Origin of the sequence: Thermosyntropha lipolytica DSM 11003, assembly GCF_900129805.1 — a bacterium.
In the GTDB taxonomy this organism is placed as follows: domain Bacteria; phylum Bacillota; class Syntrophomonadia; order Syntrophomonadales; family Syntrophomonadaceae; genus Thermosyntropha; species Thermosyntropha lipolytica.
In genome coordinates this window covers 1-20014 of the sequence record NZ_FQWY01000022.1, presented here as the reverse complement: position 1 = coordinate 20014, position 20014 = coordinate 1, and the positions used below count along the sequence as shown (strand labels likewise).

The 20014-nt window shown below is 40.3% G+C and carries 22 protein-coding genes; 17 read left to right on the top strand and 5 right to left on the bottom strand.

The genetic code is table 11. The features are described 5' to 3' along the window. Window positions 1–63 precede the first annotated feature (63 nt). Together BUB92_RS07210 and BUB92_RS07205 are read right to left on the bottom strand one after the other, a co-directional pair. Complete coding sequence (locus tag BUB92_RS07210) at window positions 64–432, bottom strand: TIGR04086 family membrane protein (RefSeq protein WP_073092170.1); 369 nt, start codon at window positions 430–432, stop codon at window positions 64–66. Between the two features lie 69 nt (window positions 433–501). Then, window positions 502–891: a secondary thiamine-phosphate synthase enzyme YjbQ gene (locus BUB92_RS07205; RefSeq protein WP_073092168.1), complete on the bottom strand. Its 390-nt coding sequence runs from the start codon at window positions 889–891 to the stop codon at window positions 502–504. Window positions 892–976: 85 nt separating this feature from the next. On the opposite strand from BUB92_RS07205, the gene BUB92_RS07200 reads away from it, so the two are divergent. Both BUB92_RS07200 and BUB92_RS07195 read left to right on the top strand, forming a co-directional pair. Further along, entirely contained in the window at window positions 977–1690 is a 714-nt protein-coding gene (locus BUB92_RS07200; protein ID WP_073092165.1) for a ZIP family metal transporter, read from the top strand. A gap of 81 nt (window positions 1691–1771) precedes the next feature. Continuing rightward, entirely contained in the window at window positions 1772–2215 is a 444-nt protein-coding gene (locus tag BUB92_RS07195; RefSeq protein WP_073092162.1) for a DMT family transporter, read from the top strand. A 6-nt stretch (window positions 2216–2221) separates the two neighbouring features. On the opposite strand, the gene BUB92_RS07190 is transcribed toward BUB92_RS07195, so the two are convergent. Next, on the bottom strand, window positions 2222–2464 hold the full coding sequence (locus tag BUB92_RS07190) for a hypothetical protein (RefSeq protein WP_073092159.1): 243 nt from the start codon (window positions 2462–2464) through the stop codon (window positions 2222–2224). Window positions 2465–2616: 152 nt separating this feature from the next. Here BUB92_RS07190 and BUB92_RS07185 point away from each other — a divergent pair, with 152 nt between their 5' ends. The 6 genes from BUB92_RS07185 to BUB92_RS07160 are packed head-to-tail and all read left to right on the top strand — an operon-like array spanning window position 2617 to window position 8873. Further along, on the top strand, window positions 2617–3591 hold the full coding sequence (locus tag BUB92_RS07185) for a DNA double-strand break repair nuclease NurA (protein ID WP_073092156.1): 975 nt from the start codon (window positions 2617–2619) through the stop codon (window positions 3589–3591). Window positions 3592–3611: 20 nt separating this feature from the next. Next, the gene (locus BUB92_RS07180; protein ID WP_073092153.1) at window positions 3612–5471 is read left to right on the top strand and encodes an ATP-binding protein; all 1860 of its coding nucleotides are present in this window, start codon (window positions 3612–3614) and stop codon (window positions 5469–5471) included. Further along, window positions 5443–6498: a metallophosphoesterase family protein gene (locus BUB92_RS07175; protein ID WP_200774228.1), complete on the top strand. Its 1056-nt coding sequence runs from the start codon at window positions 5443–5445 to the stop codon at window positions 6496–6498. Before BUB92_RS07180 ends, BUB92_RS07175 begins: the two co-directional genes overlap by 29 nt. Beyond that, on the top strand, window positions 6495–7946 hold the full coding sequence (locus tag BUB92_RS07170; RefSeq protein WP_073092150.1) for an AAA family ATPase: 1452 nt from the start codon (window positions 6495–6497) through the stop codon (window positions 7944–7946). The genes BUB92_RS07175 and BUB92_RS07170 overlap by 4 nt, the downstream gene beginning before the upstream one ends. Window positions 7947–7959: 13 nt before the next feature. Then, window positions 7960–8226, top strand: a complete 267-nt coding sequence (locus BUB92_RS07165; RefSeq protein ID WP_073092149.1) for a hypothetical protein — start codon at window positions 7960–7962, stop codon at window positions 8224–8226. After that, window positions 8226–8873 carry an AAA family ATPase gene (locus BUB92_RS07160; protein WP_073092146.1) on the top strand — a complete coding sequence of 216 codons (648 nt, stop codon included), beginning with the start codon at window positions 8226–8228 and terminating at the stop codon, window positions 8871–8873. The genes BUB92_RS07165 and BUB92_RS07160 overlap by 1 nt, the downstream gene beginning before the upstream one ends. Before the next feature lie 2 nt (window positions 8874–8875). Here the strand turns inward: BUB92_RS07160 and BUB92_RS07155 are convergent, their stop codons facing one another. Further along, window positions 8876–9904, bottom strand: coding sequence for a DUF2225 domain-containing protein (locus tag BUB92_RS07155; protein WP_073092142.1), 1029 nt, complete (start codon window positions 9902–9904; stop codon window positions 8876–8878). 111 nt (window positions 9905–10015) lie between these two features. Between BUB92_RS07155 and BUB92_RS07150 the strand changes: the two genes are divergently transcribed. Next, on the top strand, window positions 10016–12118 hold the full coding sequence (locus BUB92_RS07150) for a sigma 54-interacting transcriptional regulator (RefSeq protein WP_073092139.1): 2103 nt from the start codon (window positions 10016–10018) through the stop codon (window positions 12116–12118). A 33-nt stretch (window positions 12119–12151) separates the two neighbouring features. Here BUB92_RS07150 and BUB92_RS07145 read toward each other — a convergent pair whose 3' ends face one another. Beyond that, window positions 12152–13510, bottom strand: coding sequence for an acetyl-CoA hydrolase/transferase family protein (locus BUB92_RS07145; RefSeq protein WP_073092136.1), 1359 nt, complete (start codon window positions 13508–13510; stop codon window positions 12152–12154). A 349-nt stretch (window positions 13511–13859) separates the two neighbouring features. Here BUB92_RS07145 and queD point away from each other — a divergent pair, with 349 nt between their 5' ends. From queD to fusA, 8 genes are all read left to right on the top strand, one after another. Continuing rightward, window positions 13860–14234 (top strand): 6-carboxytetrahydropterin synthase QueD, encoded by a 375-nt coding sequence (gene queD / locus BUB92_RS07140; RefSeq protein WP_073092133.1) that lies wholly within the window; start codon window positions 13860–13862, stop codon window positions 14232–14234. A 4-nt stretch (window positions 14235–14238) separates the two neighbouring features. Further along, the gene (gene queC / locus BUB92_RS07135; protein WP_073092130.1) at window positions 14239–14865 is read left to right on the top strand and encodes a 7-cyano-7-deazaguanine synthase QueC; all 627 of its coding nucleotides are present in this window, start codon (window positions 14239–14241) and stop codon (window positions 14863–14865) included. Continuing rightward, complete coding sequence (locus BUB92_RS07130) at window positions 14846–15403, top strand: DUF366 family protein (RefSeq protein ID WP_073092127.1); 558 nt, start codon at window positions 14846–14848, stop codon at window positions 15401–15403. Before queC ends, BUB92_RS07130 begins: the two co-directional genes overlap by 20 nt. Continuing rightward, window positions 15400–16131 carry a 7-carboxy-7-deazaguanine synthase QueE gene (locus BUB92_RS07125; protein WP_073092124.1) on the top strand — a complete coding sequence of 244 codons (732 nt, stop codon included), beginning with the start codon at window positions 15400–15402 and terminating at the stop codon, window positions 16129–16131. The genes BUB92_RS07130 and BUB92_RS07125 overlap by 4 nt, the downstream gene beginning before the upstream one ends. Before the next feature lie 84 nt (window positions 16132–16215). Then, window positions 16216–16392 carry a YpmA family protein gene (locus BUB92_RS07120; protein WP_073092122.1) on the top strand — a complete coding sequence of 59 codons (177 nt, stop codon included), beginning with the start codon at window positions 16216–16218 and terminating at the stop codon, window positions 16390–16392. A 16-nt stretch (window positions 16393–16408) separates the two neighbouring features. Then, window positions 16409–16969 (top strand): signal peptidase I, encoded by a 561-nt coding sequence (lepB, locus tag BUB92_RS07115; RefSeq protein WP_073092119.1) that lies wholly within the window; start codon window positions 16409–16411, stop codon window positions 16967–16969. Next, window positions 16950–17720 (top strand): 5'/3'-nucleotidase SurE, encoded by a 771-nt coding sequence (surE, locus tag BUB92_RS07110; RefSeq protein ID WP_073092117.1) that lies wholly within the window; start codon window positions 16950–16952, stop codon window positions 17718–17720. The genes lepB and surE overlap by 20 nt, the downstream gene beginning before the upstream one ends. Before the next feature lie 119 nt (window positions 17721–17839). After that, complete coding sequence (gene fusA / locus BUB92_RS07105) at window positions 17840–19894, top strand: elongation factor G (protein ID WP_073092114.1); 2055 nt, start codon at window positions 17840–17842, stop codon at window positions 19892–19894. The last annotated feature ends 120 nt before the right edge of the window (window positions 19895–20014 follow it).

The window sequence follows — 20014 nt, the reverse complement described above, 5'->3', positions numbered from 1 at the left end:
CATAATGGGAGCCGGTTTTATTGCGGCTGGCTTAATCTTATGGTGTCTCTCCAAACTATGTTTTTAATCACTCAAACCAATACCTAAAATTCCCCCTAATCCCCCTGCAATTATGCAAAAGAGCAGGGTAGAGAAAAACGAAGCCATATTTATGGTAGAATTGGCGAAGAGAAGAGTAGCAATAAACATAATAATAAAGAAAGCTATTCCAGTACTTATACCTCTTATCAACCCACGATTGCCGTGGAATTTGGTTATAGAACAGGCAGCGGTAAATACGGCAATTATAATTATTATTTTTCCCAGCGGTGCCTGCAGAGTTTCTTTAAGACTGGTGTAATAGATTATAGTTGCAGAAAGCAGACATAAAATGCAAGATAAAATCAGGGCTTTGCCTAAAGCCTTTACCTCAATAGAAGCTTTGCATTTCATAATAAAACACCTCCTCAAGAAAAAAATTATGAGGAGGTTAGTTTTTTTATTACAAAATTTATCCCCGGTTTATATAAGCTGTACCCAGACTTGCCTGGTACGGGGGCCATCAAATTCGGCAAGGAGGATCCCCTGCCAGGTACCCAGTTTAAGATAACCTTTTTCCACAGGTATAATTTGAAAGCAGCCTAAGAGGCTGGCTTTTATATGGGCGTCCGAATTCCCTTCACTATGTTTAAATTGGGTGTTAGGTGGTACTAATAAACGGAGGCCTTTTAGCATGTCTTTTTTCACATCCGGGTCAGCATTCTCATTTATAGTTAGGGCAGCTGTAGTATGAGGTATATATACAAGACAAGCTTTGGCATCTGCCCCGTGTTCTGAAACTAGCCTGGCAATTTGGGGGGTGATATCGATAATTTCCTCTTGGTTTTTACTTTGGACTTCTATTTTAAACATCTGCTCATCTCCTTATTTTGGGCTGTATTATATCTAAATATAAGGCATAAATATGTAAAAAACCAGACGGAGCGAAAAAAGTTTTATGTCTTTTGCTTATTTGCTTTTAATAAGTACGGGAGCCGGAGCTTGTACTGCTTTGGGAGCTGTTTTGCTTTTTATAAAGAAAAATTGGAGCAATCGTAGTCTGGCAGTATTTTTAGGTTTGGCGTCCGGGGTTATGGTGGGGGTAGTAGTTTTTGACCTTATACCTTCTTTTTTGTTTTTTCCTGGCTGGGTTAAAGGAGTATATGGCATCCTGGCCGGGTTGTTTTTGCTTTTTCTATTGGAACATTTTTTATTGCGCAACCTTATGCCAAAACAAACCCTGGTTGGCCTGGGATATTTGATAATGCTGGGGATAGCTATGCATGATTTTCCTGAAGGTATGGCTATTGCTCTGGGGCATGAGATGAAAGCTAGAACCGGATTAGTAATAGCCCTGGCCATAGGTATTCATAATATTCCCGAAGGTATGGCTATTGCTGCTCCTTTAATTATGGCCGGCTTAAGCCGGATAAAAATTTTAATACAGGCTTTGCTGGTAGGAATTATAACCCCTTTGGGAACTATAATAGGCAGGGCTACTGTTTTATTATTGCCGGGGATACTTCCTTTTCTTTTAGGTTTAGCTTCCGGTATAATGCTTTATCTTGTTATATATCAGCTCTGGCCACAGGCCAATTTAAAAGGAAAAAAGGAAAAATGGAAAGGTTTCTGGCTGGGAATATTTATCATTTTGCTGGCAACATTTTTATAATTGATTTTCGGAAAAGTTAAGTATAAAATGATTTCCCCTGTTCAAAATAATTTTAAAATGTAATAGAGGGGTTAACCAGAGATGCACAATTTATTTTTTTTGGCTCTAGCTGCTCTGTCCGGCGCAGCTATGGCTTTACAGGGAACTTTCAATGCTGCTTTGGGTAAAGTGCTTGGAATATGGCATTCTACTCTTCTGGTTCATATTATTGGTACCGTGTCGACCTTAATTATTATGCTTATTATCGGAGCCAAGATGAGTAATTTTTCTAAAATAGCCCAGGTACCATGGTATGCTTTTTTAGGAGGACTGCTCAATGTAGTTATAATCTATGCGGTTGCCCGCAGTATACCTAAAATCGGAGTGGGCAATGCTACCACAGCTATCATTGTAGCTCAGGTTTTAACTGCAGTTTTAATCGATGCTTTGGGGGCCTTTGGTATGAAAAAATATGAGTTCCATTATTTGGATCTACTAGGTATAGCCCTTTTAGCGGCAGGTGCTCGTATATTGCTTATAGACTGAAATTTTTTATACGACCAGGGCAGAGAGCAAAGAGATTAAAAGCACTATTATACCGATCAGGGTAAAGGTGATCCCTCCTAAAAAACACCAGAAAGGTACAGGAATAAGATGCAGGGCTAATTCCAGGTAATAGCTTACCACATCTTCTTTTTTAATTTCTGCCAGGAGGAGGTCAGCTTTTTTATAGGTAATATAAGCATACAGCATGCTGATTAAGCCAATTATAATGAGGCTAATTCCTATAGACACAATAATCTCCTTTCTTTTCTGGTAAAGTCCATGTATTATTATATTGAATTTAGACTGGTTAGTAAATTTAAAAATTTCCTGCCCGCAAGGCAGGATTTTTATTTATAATAGAATAAATAATAGAATAAATGTTTGGTTTAGGAGACGGTTTTATGTGGAATGTACAGATGGTAAAAGATTTGCGACAATTTAATGTCTACATTAAGACAGCTTCGAAAGCTATTCCTCACCGGGAAGAACTGCGAAAAGCCTTAAGCTTGTGGGGGACATTCAGGTTAGGAGAGAAGATCCCCTCTTTAAAGCTTAAAGAATTACTGGGGGAGCGAACGATTGCTGCTGTTGATGGTTCAAGGATTGAATATGCTTCTTTTTATCCTTATAGTTTAGTTTTGCTGCGCACTTTAGGCAAGTGTACAGGTAGAGAAGATTTAGAAAAGAGCAAGGTTATAACTCCATTACACGCAGAAACAGCTGCTTTAGTGTATAAAAAAAAGGAAAAGGAAGGGATAGGGGAGGAGGAGGCTTACAGGCTGTACCTCAAGGAAGAATTAGCCCATCTAGAAATCTTAACCGCTCTGGAAATAGCAGAGAAATATAAACCCTGCCTGCTTATGCTGGATGGAGGTTTTTTGCTTTTTGATCAATTTGCCGAATGGAGAAAGCTTTATAAGTTTTGTCTGGAAAATGACATAATTCTGGTAGGGATTATTGAAGAGGTAGCTACTTCCGTTTTGGCTAAATGGCTGGATTTGCGTCTAGACCATAGCCTGCGCATATATGATAGAGAAATTTTATTTGGCCTTTTGGATAAGGGTGAGTATCTGCTTTTTGCTGCTGACAAAAATATAAAGAAAAATTACCACACCGTTTTTGCCCGGTTAGGAAGTTTGCCCCAGGCTATTGGCTGTGATTTTTTAGCTGAACAAAGAGAAAAAATAACCCAAGCCATGAATCTGCTTTATACTTTAACCCCTCGTCACGGCCAGGGAATACCTCTGTGGCTGCAGATAACCGATGCTAAAGTCCGTCTGCGCAAAAAAGAAACGGAAAAACTTATTGAAAACTGTTTAGAACCGGAATTAAGGGAACTTTTTTTCCGGGCTAACCGCGAGAGAAGAGCTTTTTAAGTTAAAAGAGAGGTGATTAGATGCAGGTTGTAGGCATGACTAATGAACGTGAAGTGTGGATAGCTTCAAATACGGAAAAATTCAGGCTTAATGAACTGGTTATTATCGAAGATGAGGAACTTAATAATCCAGTAGGGGAAGTTATAGAAACTTATGCTTTAAACCCTTTTATTCCCGGGGTTGATGAAAAATCTTCTATCCTGGTGGATCAGGAAGTAGTAGCTTCTTTGAGCAGTTTAGGTTATAACCTTGAGGAAGAAATGATATATACGGCTAAAGTACGGATATTAAGCGAACTTTTTTATCCGATAAGTACCGGGGCCAAAGTTCGTTATCCCTGTTTTGCGGAAGTAGAAGAGCTGCTATTAAAAACTTCTCCTGATAAAGGACTAGCTTTAGGAGTAATATTAGGGACTGAAGGGCTTACCGCTTCTCTTCCCCTTCCTTATCGCAGGGTGGCTCCTTTATATGAAAAAGGGGAGATTAAACCCCAAACAGGAGTTCCTTTTATTTTCGATTACCGGGCTATGAACAATTATCCTCATATCGGGGTATTTGGGGGGTCAGGTTCGGGAAAATCTTTTGGCCTTCGGGTTTTAATTGAAGAGCTTATAAAAAAACGCGTACCGTTGCTCGTTTTTGATCCCCACTATGAGATGAGTTTTAATGAAGTTTTTCATCCCGGCCTTCCTGATGATTTTAAGGAAACTTTTGCCGATCGCTGCCTTATTTTAACAGTAGGTGATGATACAGGGGTAAAGTTTGAAGCTTTAACCCCGGCTGATCTCTGTAATCTTTTAAGTGCGGTAAGCCCCATTACCGAAGCTATGGAAAATGCGGTAACCTCAATCCTGGAAAGAGGAGATAGTTTTACTACTTTTAACCAGCGTCTTAATGATCTGATGTCTCTTTTAGAAAGCCCTAATGATGATGATTTTAAAAAAAGTTTTATGGCCAGCTGTCAAAATATTGATGAGAAAAAAAGAGAAGCTTATCTGAACCGGCTTATGGCTCTTAAAAAACAGGTGGGGCAACTCAGTACCTTGAAATCGATAAATTGGCGTCTTAATCGTCTGGAAAGACAGGGTATTTTTAGGGATCAGGGGATAAGGCAGATTGAGGAAGGGCTTAAAGCGCAAAAGGCAGTTATCGTAAGGGGAAGCATATGGATGCTCAAGGTTTATGCGGCTTATGTGCTGCGCAGCCTTTATGGCAAAAGGAGAGTTTATCGGGACGCGCTGCAGAAAGGAGAAAGAGCAGAGGAAAAGTTCCCGCCTTTTGTTGTAGTTACGGATGAGGCTCATAATTTTGCTCCCCGCGGCGAACAAAATGTCCCTTCCCGGCGGGAGATAAGAGAAATAGCTCAGGAAGGGAGAAAATATGGGGTTTTTTTAGTTTTGGCCACCCAGCGGCCGGCTCTGCTTGATGATACCGTAAATGCCCAGCTTAATACCAAGATAATCTTTCGCACCGTCCGCTCACATGATTTGAATGTTATAAGGGAAGAAACCGATATGGGAAGTGAAGAGATAAAAAGGCTGCCTTATCTTCCTTCCGGCACGGGGTTTGTTTCTTCACCTGTATTTGGCCGTACTATACCGATAAGGGTTAGAGCGGCCAAAACCAGCAGTCCGCACCAGATAAATCCTTTTGATGAGCTGGAAACAGTTGATGAACGCGATGGAGAAATAATGAATATCATAAAAGAATGTTTGCCTGTAAATGCTTCTAACCTAGTTGATCTTATACAGAGATTAGAAGCATGTGGTTTTATACTGAGCCAGGAAAGGATAATCAATTACCTGGATATGATGGTAGAAAGAGGAGAAATCAAGCGGGAAGAAAATCGGATTGTCGGATATATCTACCGCTTGGCTTAAACCTTATCTGGAGGGAAAGGAAAGAGAGAAAATGCGTTTGCTTTATTTTACCGATACCCATCTGCGAGGCAATACTCCGCAAAGCCGGCTGGATAATTTGCCTGAAACTTTGAAGAGTAAACTGGAAGAAGTAGTAAAGCTGGCTGCTGATCTTAAGGTAGATTACATACTGCATGGAGGAGATTTTTTTGATAGCCCCAGCCCCTCCCTGGCAGTTAGTGGCGATTTGCTGGAATGTTTCCGCCAGTTCTCATGCCCGGTTTATGCTATAAGTGGAAATCACGATCTTTTTGGCGGTAATATCCATTCTTTAAACCGCACCCTTTTAGGTTTTTTACACCGCTTAGGCTTTATAAGGCTTGTGCTACCTGGGGAAAAGATATATCTAAAAAAACATGATACAGTTTTACAGCTTACCGGACAGCCTTATCACTATGAGATTGACCAGCGGGATCCTCACCTTGATTATGCCGTAAAGAAAGAAAATGCCGACCTGGCTTTGCATATGGTACACGGTATGCTTTTGGAACGGCCGCTTCCTAAGGAGGCTAACTTTACTTTAATCGACAGGATTAAGGATACAGAAGCTGATATAACTTTATGTGGACACTACCACTCGGGTTTGGGGATAATCGAGAAAGAGGGGAAAATTTTTGCCAATCCGGGAGCGCTGGTAAGGCTTAGCAACGATAAACAGGAGATGACGCGCAGGGTAGGGGTAATTTTAGTAAAACTGGAGGGAGAAAAGCCGGTTTGTGAATTTATACCTCTCATTTCCGCGCGTCCGGGAAATGAAGTTTTAACCAGGGAAGAAATCGAACACAGATCAGATTTAAGGATTAAACTGGCTAATTTTATAAAGGAAGTGAGACAGAATGCGGAATTTGAGAGGATGAATGCCCGGCGTATAATTGAAGAAATAGCTCGAGGTGAGGCTATTGACAAGGAGGCTAAAGAAGAAGCCTTAAAAAGAATCGCCTGGGTAGAGGAAGAGTTGCGGTCGAAAAGAGTGAGGGAGATAAGATGAAGTATTTAAAGTATCTCTATATAAAAAATTTTCAATCCCATAAAGATACCGTGGTTGAATTTAGTCCCGGCCTTAATATCCTGGTAGGAGAGTCAGACCAGGGCAAAACCGCGGTAATAAGGGCCTTGCGCTGGCTCTATTACAATAAATCCCCTAAGGGCGACTTTATAAGGATAGGAGAAGATTACTGTTCCGTAACTGCCGAATTGAGTGATGGAACCAGGGTTAGCCGGATAAAAAAAGGGAAAAAGATCAACCGCTATGAAATAAAATATCCCGATGGCACCAATTATGTTGAAGATAAAGTGGGTAACCAGGTTCCGGAAAGGGTACAGGAAATATTAGGGAATGGCCGCCTGTATATTGACAGTGACAAGTATATAGATATAAGCATAGCTTCTCAGCTGGAACCTCCATTTTTACTTACAGAATCAGATGGAGACAAAGCTAAAATCATTGGCCTTATAGCTGATCTGGATATTATCGATGCAGCCGGAAGAAGGCTTCTTCTGGATATCAATCAGGCTAATGGCAGAAAAAAAGATTTAGAAGAGGAGATAAAAAACCTTAACCGGGAACTGGAAGCCTATGATGATTTGGATTATAAAAAATCTATTTTGGAGAAAGGACAGAGACTTTTAAACACTATCGCCCAAAAAGAACAGCTTTTAACCCGCTTACAGGAGATGAAGGACCGCTGGATAAGATTAAACCAGGAATTAGCCTGGATCAATAATAAAATAGAAGAGATGGCAACGATAGAACAGGTGGAAAAATATTATAGGGCAATTGCAGAAAAAAAGGCCAGTATTAATTCTCTACAGGAGTTGCAGGAACGGTGGGCAAAAATAAATTTTGCCTGGAAGGATTGTGCAGAAAAATTAAAAAAGCTTGAAGTCCTGGAAGAACTTGCCCGGCAAAGAGAAAGGATAGAAGAAGTTTTTAAAGTGTTGAATAACATTTCTAATATGGAGAATAGAAAAGGAGAATTGCTTGTAAGGCTTATTCAGGTTGATAACACTCTAGAGCAGATGAAAAATCTCGAGGAGGCAGAAAACATAATAGCTTCCCTGTGGGAAAAGAGAAATTTAGGTTTTGAACTGCAAAAAGTTAAAAAAGAAATAAATGATAAAGAAAAGAGACTTGAAGAAATAAAAGAGATTTTAGAACAAACAGGAGCTTTGGAAAGAGGGGAAAAAATAAATCAGGCTTTAGCTTTAAATTTGCAGAAATATTATCAATTGCTGGATATAAAAGAAGCCTGTGCCCAAAAGGAAATAGAACATGCGCAAATTTTAAAAAGATTAAAAAAATTAGAGGAAAATTATACCTCTTTGCTGAATGAATATATTGCCGTTTTGCAAGAAGCCGGCAGATGTCCTACCTGTAATACCAGAATAGATGAATTTGCCATTGAACAGATAAAACAGAGCCTTAATCTGGTTTAGGGGGAGGAAAAATATGGATAAAAATCTCACCTATGAAGAAAAGATAAAAAGGCTGGATGAAGCCTTAAAGAAAGCCCGAGATGAAAGAACCAGTGCTTTAACTACGAAAAAGCATTTAGAAAAAGAACTAGCTGAGCTCCGGAAAAAGGCAGAAGAAATGGGAGTTGACCCTGATAAGCTGGGAGAAAAGATTCAGGAGTTGAAAGAGGAGATAGAAAAGATGCTGGAAGAAGCCAAAAACCTTTTGCCGCCTGAATATAGAGAAAAGGTGGGATTTTAATGGTGAAAGATGATTTGGAGCAGGCTTATGCTGCCCTAGATGCCGAGGTAAAGAGGCGAGAAGGAGAAAGGGAAAAAATAAAACAGATTATAGCCTCTTATGAAAGGGAAAAAAAAGAATTAGAAGCGAAGATAGCGCTATATGTTAAGGTGAATGAAATATATAAAAAGGCAGCTGAATATGCCCGGGAAAATTCAAAATCAGCGATTGAAAGCATTGTGTCCCGGGCACTGGAAATTATTTTTCCCGGAGATATCGCCTTTAAAATCGAATTATCCGAAAAAGGCAATAAACCTGCTGCCGATTTTCTAGTTTCTTCCACGCTGGTGAATAATCTGGTTATGGAAAGCGACCCCCAGGAAGCCCGGGGAGGGGGAGTAGTAGATATACTGTCTTTAGCTCTGCGCATAGCCCTTATGGAAACCTGCCGTATCCCCCAGCATATACCCCTGGTGCTGGATGAACCTGCCAAACATGTTTCCGATGAGTATATAAAAAATGTGGCCCTCTTTTTAGAGGAGGTGGTAAAAGCTTTTAACCGGCAGATAATAATGGTTACCCACAATCCGTATTTAGCCTCTAGCGGTGATAGGATTTACGAGGTAAAGATGGATAATGGAGAAAGCGTGGTTATCCCCAAAACTTAATGCTACCGGGTAAGCAGTTCACGGATTTTGTTTTTCAACTCTTCTTCGCTGCTGAAATTAAATGCAGCAGGGGAACCAATGCTTTCTATGAGGGCATCTAGAACAGCTCTTAAGGTTTCTTCCCGGGTAAAGGTTTTGTTTTTTATTGTATACTGGCTGGCGATTTTGCGCAGCCATTCTATCTGGTCTTCATATAAATGAGCCGGCATCTGCATAAGCGGTCTTGCCTTTTTACCTGTTTTATTCTCCCCGGGAAAAGCTGTTTTGAGCCCTGGGGTATCACTTTTGGCGGCTGGAGCATGGTTTTCTGTTTCTTCGGTTTCATTTAAGCTTGGTGTATCGTCGTTTTTGCAGCTTTGCATTTCCTCGCGCGCCAGGGCCCACTGTTCACGGGCCATTTTTTCAATAGCAGGAAAGTTTTTTATATTTTTGTGGGTTATAACCCGGTTGAACCAGCTTATTGCCTCTTTGAAGTTGCCCAGGCGACGGTTAAGTTCACCGATGAGATAGATAAGCTGCAGTTCGTTCAGGTTAGGGATATTATATCCGGAAGAGAAAGCTTCTACATAATAGTTTAAGGCTTCTTTTAAAAATTTAGCTTCTAATTGCTGATTGCCTATTTCCCGGGCAATCCAGGCAGAAGCTAGAAGTAAGCCGGCAATTTCTCCGGGAGGAGCTTTTTTAAGCTGGCTGGAACGGATAGCTAAATGAAAAGCATATAGAGCTTCTTCCGGCTTGCGCTCTTTACACAGGTCAGGAGTTTTTTCCGATTTTAGCTGAGAAAGGGCGAGAGCTATCTGCTCAGCGGTTTTACCGGGCAGTTCATTGTTGAAGGTATTGCTGGAAGCTGCATATTCACATACCGGGCATACAATAACTGAATAATAAAGGGGATTAACTCCTCTATATACCGTATGAAAATCACTTTCTTTTTTTTCCACATAAATAGCTGAACTGCGGACTGCCGGGGATTTGAAGGTAGTTTTACATATCGGGCAGGTATATTCACGGTCAAAAAATGCTTCAGCCATCTGGATCACCTCAAAGTTTATATAAAAATTAGCCATTTTTATGATAGCAGATTATGTTCAAAAAGAGATAAAAAATGTTTAGCTAAATACAAATAGTAAGGGGGTGGAAAGATGAAAATAAAAAATTTTATGAGTACGGAAATTATTAAACTAGATCCGGAACTCAGCTTACAACAAGCCTGTAGGATATTTTTGGAAAAAAAGATAGATGGAGCACCGGTAGTAAAAGAGGGTAAAATCATAGGTTTACTTACGAAAACTCATATTTTGAGGGCTTTTTATAATGGGGTTTCTCCCGGGGAACCGGTAAAAAATTTTATGACCCGGGAAGTAAAATATTTACATCCAGATACGGATATCCGTGATGTAGATATTATGTATACGGGAAGATATCCAGTATTAGAGGGGGAAAAGCTGGTAGGCTTTATTACTAAATCTGATATTATGCGCGGGCTAAACCGCTTGATAGATGAAATGTCAGGACAGCTGGAAGCAGTTATTAATTCGGCTTATAACCCTATTATTGCCATAGACCGGGAAGGGAAGATAAGGATATGGAATAAAGCGGCAGAAAAATTAGCTGATATGCCGGCAGAAAAGGTTATGGGCAAATTCATAAATGATGTCATACCAGAAAGTGAGCTTTTTAATATAGTTAAAACAGGAAAAACCGAATACGGAATTAAGCTGAAAATTAATAATATATCGGTAATAACCAACCGGGCACCTATCCTGGAAAACGGAGTAATAACCGGGGCAGTTGCTGTATTATATGATGTATCCGAAATAGAAAAAATTTCTCAGGAACTCGAATATGTCAAGTCCTTGAATCGGGAATTAGACGCCATTTTTGAAGCTTCTTTTGATGGGCTTTATATTACAGATGGGAAAGGTAAAACCTTAAGGATAAATAAAGCCATAAAGCGTATGACCGGGCTGGGAGAAAAAGAACTGCTGCACAAAACTATGAACGAACTGGTGGCAAACGGAACTTTATCCCGTTCGGCTACTTTGATAGTTTTAGAAAAGAAAAAACCGATAACTACTACCCTCACTACTATAACCGGAAAAACCTTACTGGTAAGTGCCGTGCCGGTTTTTGACGAACAGGGCGAAATAGTCAGGGTAGTAACTAATGTCAGGGATATAAGCGAACTGAACAGATTAAAACAGAAGATTGAACAGCTGGAAGGCTTGAAAAAACATTATGAATCCCAGGTAAACCAGTTAAAGGAGAAATTCTCAGGCAGATTAGTTTTTAAGAGTAAAGTAATGGAAGATATAATCTATCAGGCAGCCAGAATAGCAGAAGTAGATACTACGGTTTTAATAACCGGTGAATCAGGTACCGGCAAAGAAGTTATCGCCGAAATTATCCAGAAAAACAGCAATCGCCGGGATAAACCTTTCATAAAAATTAACTGTGCAGCTCTGCCGGAAAACCTTATTGAATCGGAATTGTTTGGTTATGAAGCAGGGGCTTTTACCGGAGCCAAAAGGGAAGGAAAGCCCGGCATGTTTGAACTGGCTGATGGTGGAACTTTGCTATTGGATGAAATTGGAGAGCTTCCGCTCCATTTACAGGTTAAACTGCTTAGAGCTCTGCAGCAGCAGGAAATATTCCGGGTAGGCGGAACCAAGCCAGTTAAGGTCGATGTCAGGATAATTGCTGTTACCAACCGCGATTTGGAAAAACAGGTGAGAATAGGAGAATTTAGAAAGGATTTATATTACAGAATCAATGTCGTTCCCCTTAACATACCCCCTTTGCGGGAGCGAAGGGAAGATATTCCTATTTTAATTAAGCATTTTCTGGATATGTTTAATAAACGCTATAATATGAACAAAAAAATGTCTGGCGAAGTTGTGGAAGTGCTGACTAGATACTATTGGCCAGGGAATATAAGACAGCTGGAAAATTTGCTGGAGAGATTGGTTATAACCAGCAATACGGAGTTAATAAGCCTAAGCGACCTTCCCGAGTATATACTATCTCATGAAAAAGCTGAAAATGAAGAGGAAGAGGCTATAGTAGTGAATCGAGTCCTGCCTTTAAAACAGGCGGTTGAGATTACCGAGAAAAAAATTTTAGAAAAAGCCTGGCAACTGTATAATTCCTGCCAGAAGACAGCGGAAGCGCTGGAGGTTGATCCGGCAACAGTTTCCCGCAAGATGCGCAAATATAAAATAGCCAATAAAAAAAATCATAAATAAAAAAAGGCGGGGGTCCGCCTAGGTTAAAAACTTTTAGCTATCCTGACGATTAGTTCTTACCCATATTTTTAAGCGTTCAGCCTCTTTTATCAGCTCATCTCGGAAATCAGGATGAGCTATATTTATGAGGGCTTCAGCCCTTTCCCAGGTACTTTTACCTTTGAGGACGGCATAGCCGAATTCGGTTACTATATAGTAGGCCAGAGAACGGGGAACAGTTACAATAGTTCCTGGATCCAGGGTTGGTTTTATACGGGAGATTACAGTTCCATCTTTAAGGGTGGTGGTAGAGCTAAGGCATATAAGCCCTTTTCCGCCTTTAGATCGGAAAGCTCCGTAGATAAAATCAAGCTGGCCTCCGGTGCCGGAAATATGTCTTCCGGCTGAGGCTTCCGAAGCTACCTGACCGTATAGATCCACTTCAATAGCATTATTTATGGCAAATACTTTATCATTTTGGGCAATCATAAGAGGGTCGTTGGTGTAATGGACAGGATAGCTGGCACAAACCGGATTATCGTGGAGGAAGTCATATAATTTGTCGGTTCCCAGAGCAAAGGTATAAACCATTTTTCCTTTATCCAGGGTTTTGTATTTACCGGTGATTCTGCCGGCTTCATACATGTCGACAAAAGAATCGACCAGCATTTCGGTGTGTACTCCTAAATCTTTAAGGTCTGATTGGGCAATCAGAGCTCCTACGGCATTAGGAAGTCCTCCTATTCCTAACTGCAGACAACAGCGGTCTTCGATGAGGTTCATAACCTGGGAGGCTATTTGGCGGTCGGTTTCCGTTATTTGGGCAGGAGGAAGATTAAAAAGCTTGGGATTATCTTCACTTTCCACAATGTAATCGACCTGCGATATGTGGACAGATTCGCTGTTTCCCCCCAGGCATATAGGAACTGAGGTATTTACTTCCACAATTACCGTTTTCGCTTTATTTATAACATAGGAAGTTATCGAGTTTGAAGGACCTAAATTGAAAAAACCTCGTTCATCCATGGGGGCTACCAGAACAAATGCTACATCAATAGTTAAGAATTCTTCGATCAATTTTTTAGCTTCATGGTAGGCTATGGGTATATAATTGCACAGGTTGTTTTCGTGCAGGCGGCGGGAAAGCGCAGAAAAATGCCAGTCATTGTAAATGAAATGTTTGCGTTCAGGATCAGCTTTAATCACTTCCGGCATAAAAGTAGTGCAGACAGCGCGTATTTTTACATCTTCCAGTTCATTAACCCTCTTGGCCAGAGCAGCATCTAAAGTTTTCGGCTGCATAGCAAATTCCCCGTATTGTACCCAGTCTCCTGATTTTACGACTTTAACTGCCTCTTCCGCAGTGACTTTTTTTTGTTTGTACTGATAATAAAAATCTTTGGCAATCGCCATTTTGACCCCTCCCCAAAAAATTTTAATTTTATATATCAGCCTCTGATTTTTAGAAGAGCAAGAAATATGCCAATAATAAAAAATGGTTGCTTTGGCCGGCTGTACCTTTATAATGGGGAGGGGAGCAGGTAATTTAACCGAGTATTTTGCGAGAATGCAAAAACTTTTTGCAATTTTGCAAAACAGTTGGCAAACTTTAATTATTAACATGATGTCATGTTATGCCCATATATTGCGCGAATGCATGGTTTTGCCAGTGAGCTTCGTGATGCTATATTTTTAAAATAGCTTCTTTAATGGTAAAATCTATTATGAATGAAAAAGATCTTCAAAGTATGGAGTGGGTTTTATGGCTTATGAATTAGGTATTATTCAAGAATTTGCTGCGGCGCACAGGCTGAACAATTACCCGGGTGATTGCAGCAATATCCATGGACATACCTGGAAGGTAGAAATAACCGTAAAAGGAAATAAGCTTGACCCTACCGGCATGCTTATAGATTTTCGCGAACTGAAAAGGATAGCTGCCAGTATAATCAAAGAAAAATATGATCACCGCTTTCTAAATGAAATAGAACCTTTTGACAGAATAAACCCGACAGCGGAAAATATAGCCCGGGAAATATACTATGATATGAAAAAAACGCTGACCCCGGTAGTCGAACTGGAAAAAGTAAAGGTTTGGGAATCACCTACCGCTTATGCGGTTTATAAGGAGGAATGAAAAGATGAAGGCGATTGCCTTGCTTTCAGGTGGGCTGGATTCAGTAGTTTCTATGCTGCTGGCTAGTAAGGAAGTTAAAGTGGAGCTGGCCATCACCATTGATTATGGGCAAAGGGCTAGAGAAAATGAAATAAAGGCTGCGCGCAATATATGCCGCATTTATAATGTAAAACATGAAGTAGTTGAACTCCCTTTTATGCATAAAATACAGTCAGATTTGATAAAGAAAGAATCACTTCCTATTACTAATCCCTGGGTACCCAACCGTAACGGTCTTTTTATAAATCTGGCGGCATGTTATGCGGAATCTATGAAGGCAGGGCTTGTGATTTGCGGATTTAACCGGGAAGAAGCGTTTAATTTTCCGGATAATTCCGAAGAATATGTTCGGGCACTTAACAATGCTCTTTATTATTCAACAACTAATCATGTAAAAGTTAAATCTTTTGTGCAGGATATGGATAAAATAGATATTATACGAACTGCTGCCGAATTAGGGCTTGATTTCAGGTATATCTGGAGCTGTTATGGAGGAGGAGAAAAGCCTTGTTTAAGATGTTCATCTTGTTTGCGCAATATGGAAGCTTTTGCCAAGGCAGGGATAAAGTATAATGAAGATTTTATTTGTTAATGAAAAAATAGATTATGATGGAACCCAGCTGGCTCCCCAGTGGATATATAATAATTTTGGCATTTTAGGAGATGCAGGAGTCGCTTTTATGGGGGAAGCAAGAGTTCCTATTGAAAATATGGTAGATCTAGCAGATGTTAAGGAAAATGCCTTTATTTATTCTCCTCTAATGCTGCACTTTATCGTAGAACATTTTGATGCTTCTTTAGAGCTGGCAGTATACAGGCAGAGAATGCTTATAGTATGCATAAAGGAAGAATTAGAAAGTTTTGGTATAAAAGTTTTACGCCTGGGCGATGATTTATATGTGGATAAAGGCAAACTTTCCGTTTCTATTGCTACGGCTTCTTTAGTTTCTACTCTTATTCATGTAGGGGTTAATATTGAAACCCGGGGAACTCCGGTTAAGACCAGTGGCTTATCTGAATTAGGCATTGCTGACATTAGTTCTTTTGCCTTTAATGTGCTTAAACGTTATGAAAGGGAGTTGGAGGGAATTTACGAAGCCCGCTGCAAAGTTAGGGGGAAATATGCTTGAAAGCTTATCTTATCGAGATTATGGAGAGTATTCAGGGGGAAGGATTAACAGCAGGCATGAGGCAGATTTTTTTGCGTTTTGGCGGATGTAATTTAAGATGTAGTTACTGTGATACGGGGGCTTCACTGGCAACACCTGAAGAAGGTTTTTTTTATCCGCAAGCAGGTAATAGCCGATCTAAGGAAGCTTTTAAAAATCCCCTGGATACCTTATCTGTTATAGAGCTGGTCAGGAGATTTTCTTCTTCCTGGATAAGCTTTACGGGGGGAGAGCCTCTTTTGTGGTCAGACTTTGTGCGGGAATTAGGTTTAAAGCTTAAGCCGGCAGGCTATAGATTTTTGCTGGAAACTAATGGAACTCTCGTAGAAGAATTGGACAAGTGTCTTCCCCTAGTTGATCTTATAAGCATGGATTTTAAACTTCCTTCCGCTACCGGCAAAGATAACTGGGATAATCATTATTTTTTTCTTAGGGAAGCGGTTACCAAACCTTGTTATGTAAAAATAGTTGCCAACCAGGATACCAGGGAAGATGAAATATACCAGGCATTTGATATAATAGGGAAAATTGACCGCAAAATTCCGGTTTATTTGCAGCCAGTGACTAAAGAAGGAAGGCCTGATCTTAAATTATTGCCTTTCTTGCTCAGAATGCAGGAAAAAGGATTGAATAGGCTGGAGGATGTAAGGATAATGCCGCAGCTGCATGTTTTTTTAGGTTTAATGTGAATTTTACTTGCCAAAATTTATTAATAAACTTGTAAGCTAGCGTATATTAAAATACAATATAACAGGGAAAGGAGAAATTCCGCTATGGAAGAAGATAAAAATAAGTTAGAAATTATTGCTACCAAAACTTTACCGGCCAGTGATGATTTAGTGCGTTTGGTTGATTTTTTAAATAAAAACCTGAAAAGCAAAAGGATAATGTTTGGCATTACCAAAGATAAAGAAAAAGATGAAATGACCATAAGTATTTATGAGTTTTAAATCTGGGGGGGAAGAGATGAGTAAGGCACTTAAAGATTTTATCAAAGAAACTGTAAGTGTAGTGGTAATTGCTTTTATACTGGCTATGCTCCTCAGAACTTATGTTATAGAGGGCCGCATAATCCCTACCGGTTCTATGCTTCCTACTCTACAATTGCAGGATAGGGTAATGGTAAACAAGTTTATTTATTATTTTAAGGAGCCCCAGCGCGGGGATATTATCGTTTTTAGACCTCCGGAGGCTATTAATGCCAAGGAAGATTACATAAAAAGAGTTATCGGGCTTCCGGGAGAAAAAGTAGAAATGAAAAACGGCAGGGTATATATAAATGATAAACCGCTTAAAGAACCTTACTTATATGAGCCTTTAGATTATGAATATGGTCCGGTATGGGTGCCTGAAGATAGTTTTTTAGTCTTAGGAGACAACCGCAATCATAGCTTTGACAGTCATATGTGGAATGCCTGGCTTACCAGGGATCACATAAAAGGCAAGGCTTTTATGGTTTACTGGCCTATAAATCACATTCACTTGCTGGAACGAGGTGTAAGTTTTGATGAGGATACTGGTAACTAATGATGATGGTATTCATGCAGGAGGGATAAATGCTTTAATAAAAAGCCTGGGAGAAATAGCAGAAGTGTATGTAGCCGCACCGGATCGGGAAAGAAGTGGGACTGGTCATTCGATAACGGTTTTTGAGCCTATTCGGGTAAAGGAGATAAAGGTTCCCCTGGCTAAAAAAGCCTGGATAATAGGGGGAACCCCGGTTGATTGTGTAAAGCTGGCGATGAGCAAACTGGTCGAAGAGGTGGATTTAGTCGTTTCCGGGATAAATCACGGCCCTAACTTAGGAACTGATGTATTATATTCGGGAACTGTTTCGGCGGCGGCAGAGGGAGTCATAATGGGGGCTCCTGCTATTGCCGTATCTTTAGATTGCTTTGATGAAGAGCCTGATTTTGCTTATGCGGCTGAATTTGCCCGTAAAGTGGTAAAAATGGCCTTTGAAAAGGGGATAAAAAAGACTACCCTTTTAAACATCAATATTCCAGCAGTTAAGCTGGAAGATATAAAAGGCATTCGGGTTACCAAGCTGGGGGTAAGGAATTATGAAAACCTTTTTGAAGAGAGAAAAGATCCTAGGGGTAATACTTATTTCTGGTTAGGAGGGGGAATAAAAGAGGAACAGCAGGATGAAGATAGTGATGTGCTGGCAGTTAAAGAAGGCTATATAAGCATAACACCTATACACCTGGATTTGACTGATTATAAGCTTCTAAATGAATATAAAAAATATTTCACCAAGGATTTTATAAAAAAATAGCGAATTACATAAATAAGAGCGGCCTTACACCTCAAGCTTCGGGCAAATACATAACCCGAAACCGTTTGTTTTTTTAATTTGGGAAAATTTTTATAGCTAAATTGTAAGGAGGTTGTTGAATGAAGGTTTATCCCACCAGTAAAATTCGCAATATTGCTCTTGTCGGGCATGGAGGCACTGGAAAAACTTCTCTGGCCGAAGCTATGATCTATAATACAGGGGCTACCAAGCGGTTGGGCAAGGTAGATGATGGGAATACGGTAGCCGACTTTTTACCGGAAGAGATAAAGAAAAAGATTACTATCAGCACCGCTCTGGTACCTTGTGAATATAAGGACTATAAGATAAATGTCCTTGATACCCCGGGATATGCTGATTTCTATTTTGAAGTTATAGGTGCCATGCGGGTAGTAGAAACGATGGTAGTGCTGCTGTCTGCCAATGCGGGAGTAGAAGTGCAGACCGAGGTGGTATGGGAAGATTTCCCTGACATACCTAAGCTGGCCTTTGTTAATAAAATGGATCGTGAAAATGCTGATTTTTATAAAGTTCTGGAAGACATGAAGAGGCTTCCGGGAGGAGGCCATATTGTGCCTGTGCAGCTTCCCATAGGTGCGGAGGATAAATTTAGAGGTGTAGTCGATTTAATAAAGATGAAGGCCCTGATTTTTGAAAAAGGAACGGGCAAGATAAGCGAAGAAGAAATACCTGCCGATATGCTCGATGATGCTGAAACTTACCGGGAAGCTTTAATTGAAGCAGCTGCTGAAGCCGATGATGAACTGCTTACTAAATATTTAGAGGGTGAAACCCTGACTGATGATGAAATAATGCGGGGAATTAAGGCGGCAGCGGTGAAAGGCTCTGCTGTGTTCGTATTTTGTGGCTCTGCGGTCAACAATATGGGGGTAACCCCTTTAATGGATTTTATTGTTGAATGTGCTGCTGATCCTTCGCATAATCCTCTGGTGGCCGGTAAAGATTTAGAGAAAGAGCCTCTGGCGGCTCAGGTTTTCAAGACTATTGCCGACCCTTATATAGGCAGATTAAGTATGCTGCGCATTTTTACAGGCAAAATGAAGTCAGACAGCGTAGTGTATAATGCCAATAAAGAAAAAGAAGAAAAAATTGCCCAGCTTCTGGTGATGAGCGGCAAAGAACAGCATCCGGTTCCGGAAGCTTATCCGGGTGATATAGTTGCGGTTGCCAAATTGTCTCTTACTTCTACGGGTGATACTCTTACCGTCAAAGCAAGTCCTGTAGTACTAGATCCTATCGAATTCCCTGAACCTACCTTGAGTATGGCTATTGCACCTAAATCTAAAGGTGATGAAGACAAATTGAGCAGTGCTGTACAAAAACTCCTCGAAGAAGATCCTGCCATAAGGATTGCCAAAAATGCCGAAACTAAACAGACTATTCTCACCTGTATGGGAGATACCCATGTAGAAATTGTTTTAGAAAAATTAGCCCGCAAATTCGGAGTTGATGTTGAATCAAGAGAAATGAAGATTCCTTATCGGGAAACTATCCGCAAGCCGGTAGAGGCTGAAGGTAAGCATAAAAAACAGAGCGGTGGTCATGGACAGTATGGTCATGTAAAGATTAAATTTGAGCCTTATCCTGATGGAGACTTCTTATTTGAAGAAAGTATTTTCGGGGGAGCAGTTCCCAAACAGTATTTCCCGGCGGTAGAAAAAGGGCTGCTGGAAGCCATGGAAGAAGGAGTCCTGGCAGGATATCCGGTAGTTAATATTAAAGCCAATCTTTTTGATGGGTCTTATCATTCAGTTGACTCTTCAGAAATGGCTTTTAAACTGGCCGCCAGACTTGCTTTCCGTAAAGGTATGGAAGCCGCTAACCCTGTATTGTTAGAGCCTATAATGAATGTGGAAATAATAGTGCCGGAAAACTTTATGGGGGATATTATAGGCGACTTGAACAGTAAACGGGGAAGAGTCCTGGGCATGGAACCTTATGGAAAAGGTAAACAGCTTATAAAAGCTCAGGTTCCTTTAGCAGAAATGGCGCGTTATACTATCGACCTCAAATCATTAACCCAGGGGAGAGGAAAATTCAAGATGGAGTTCTCTCACTATGAAGAAGTTCCGGCTCATATCCAGGATAAAATAGTAGAAAAAGCCAGACAGGAAAGGGAACAGGCAGAAAAATAATTTAAGGGGGCTGATGCCCCCTTACAGGCTGTCGACAAAGTCATTGTTGGCAGCCGTTTTTATTTTATTTATAATATATAAAGGAAATAGAGCAATAAATTCCTAAAAAAGTAACAAATT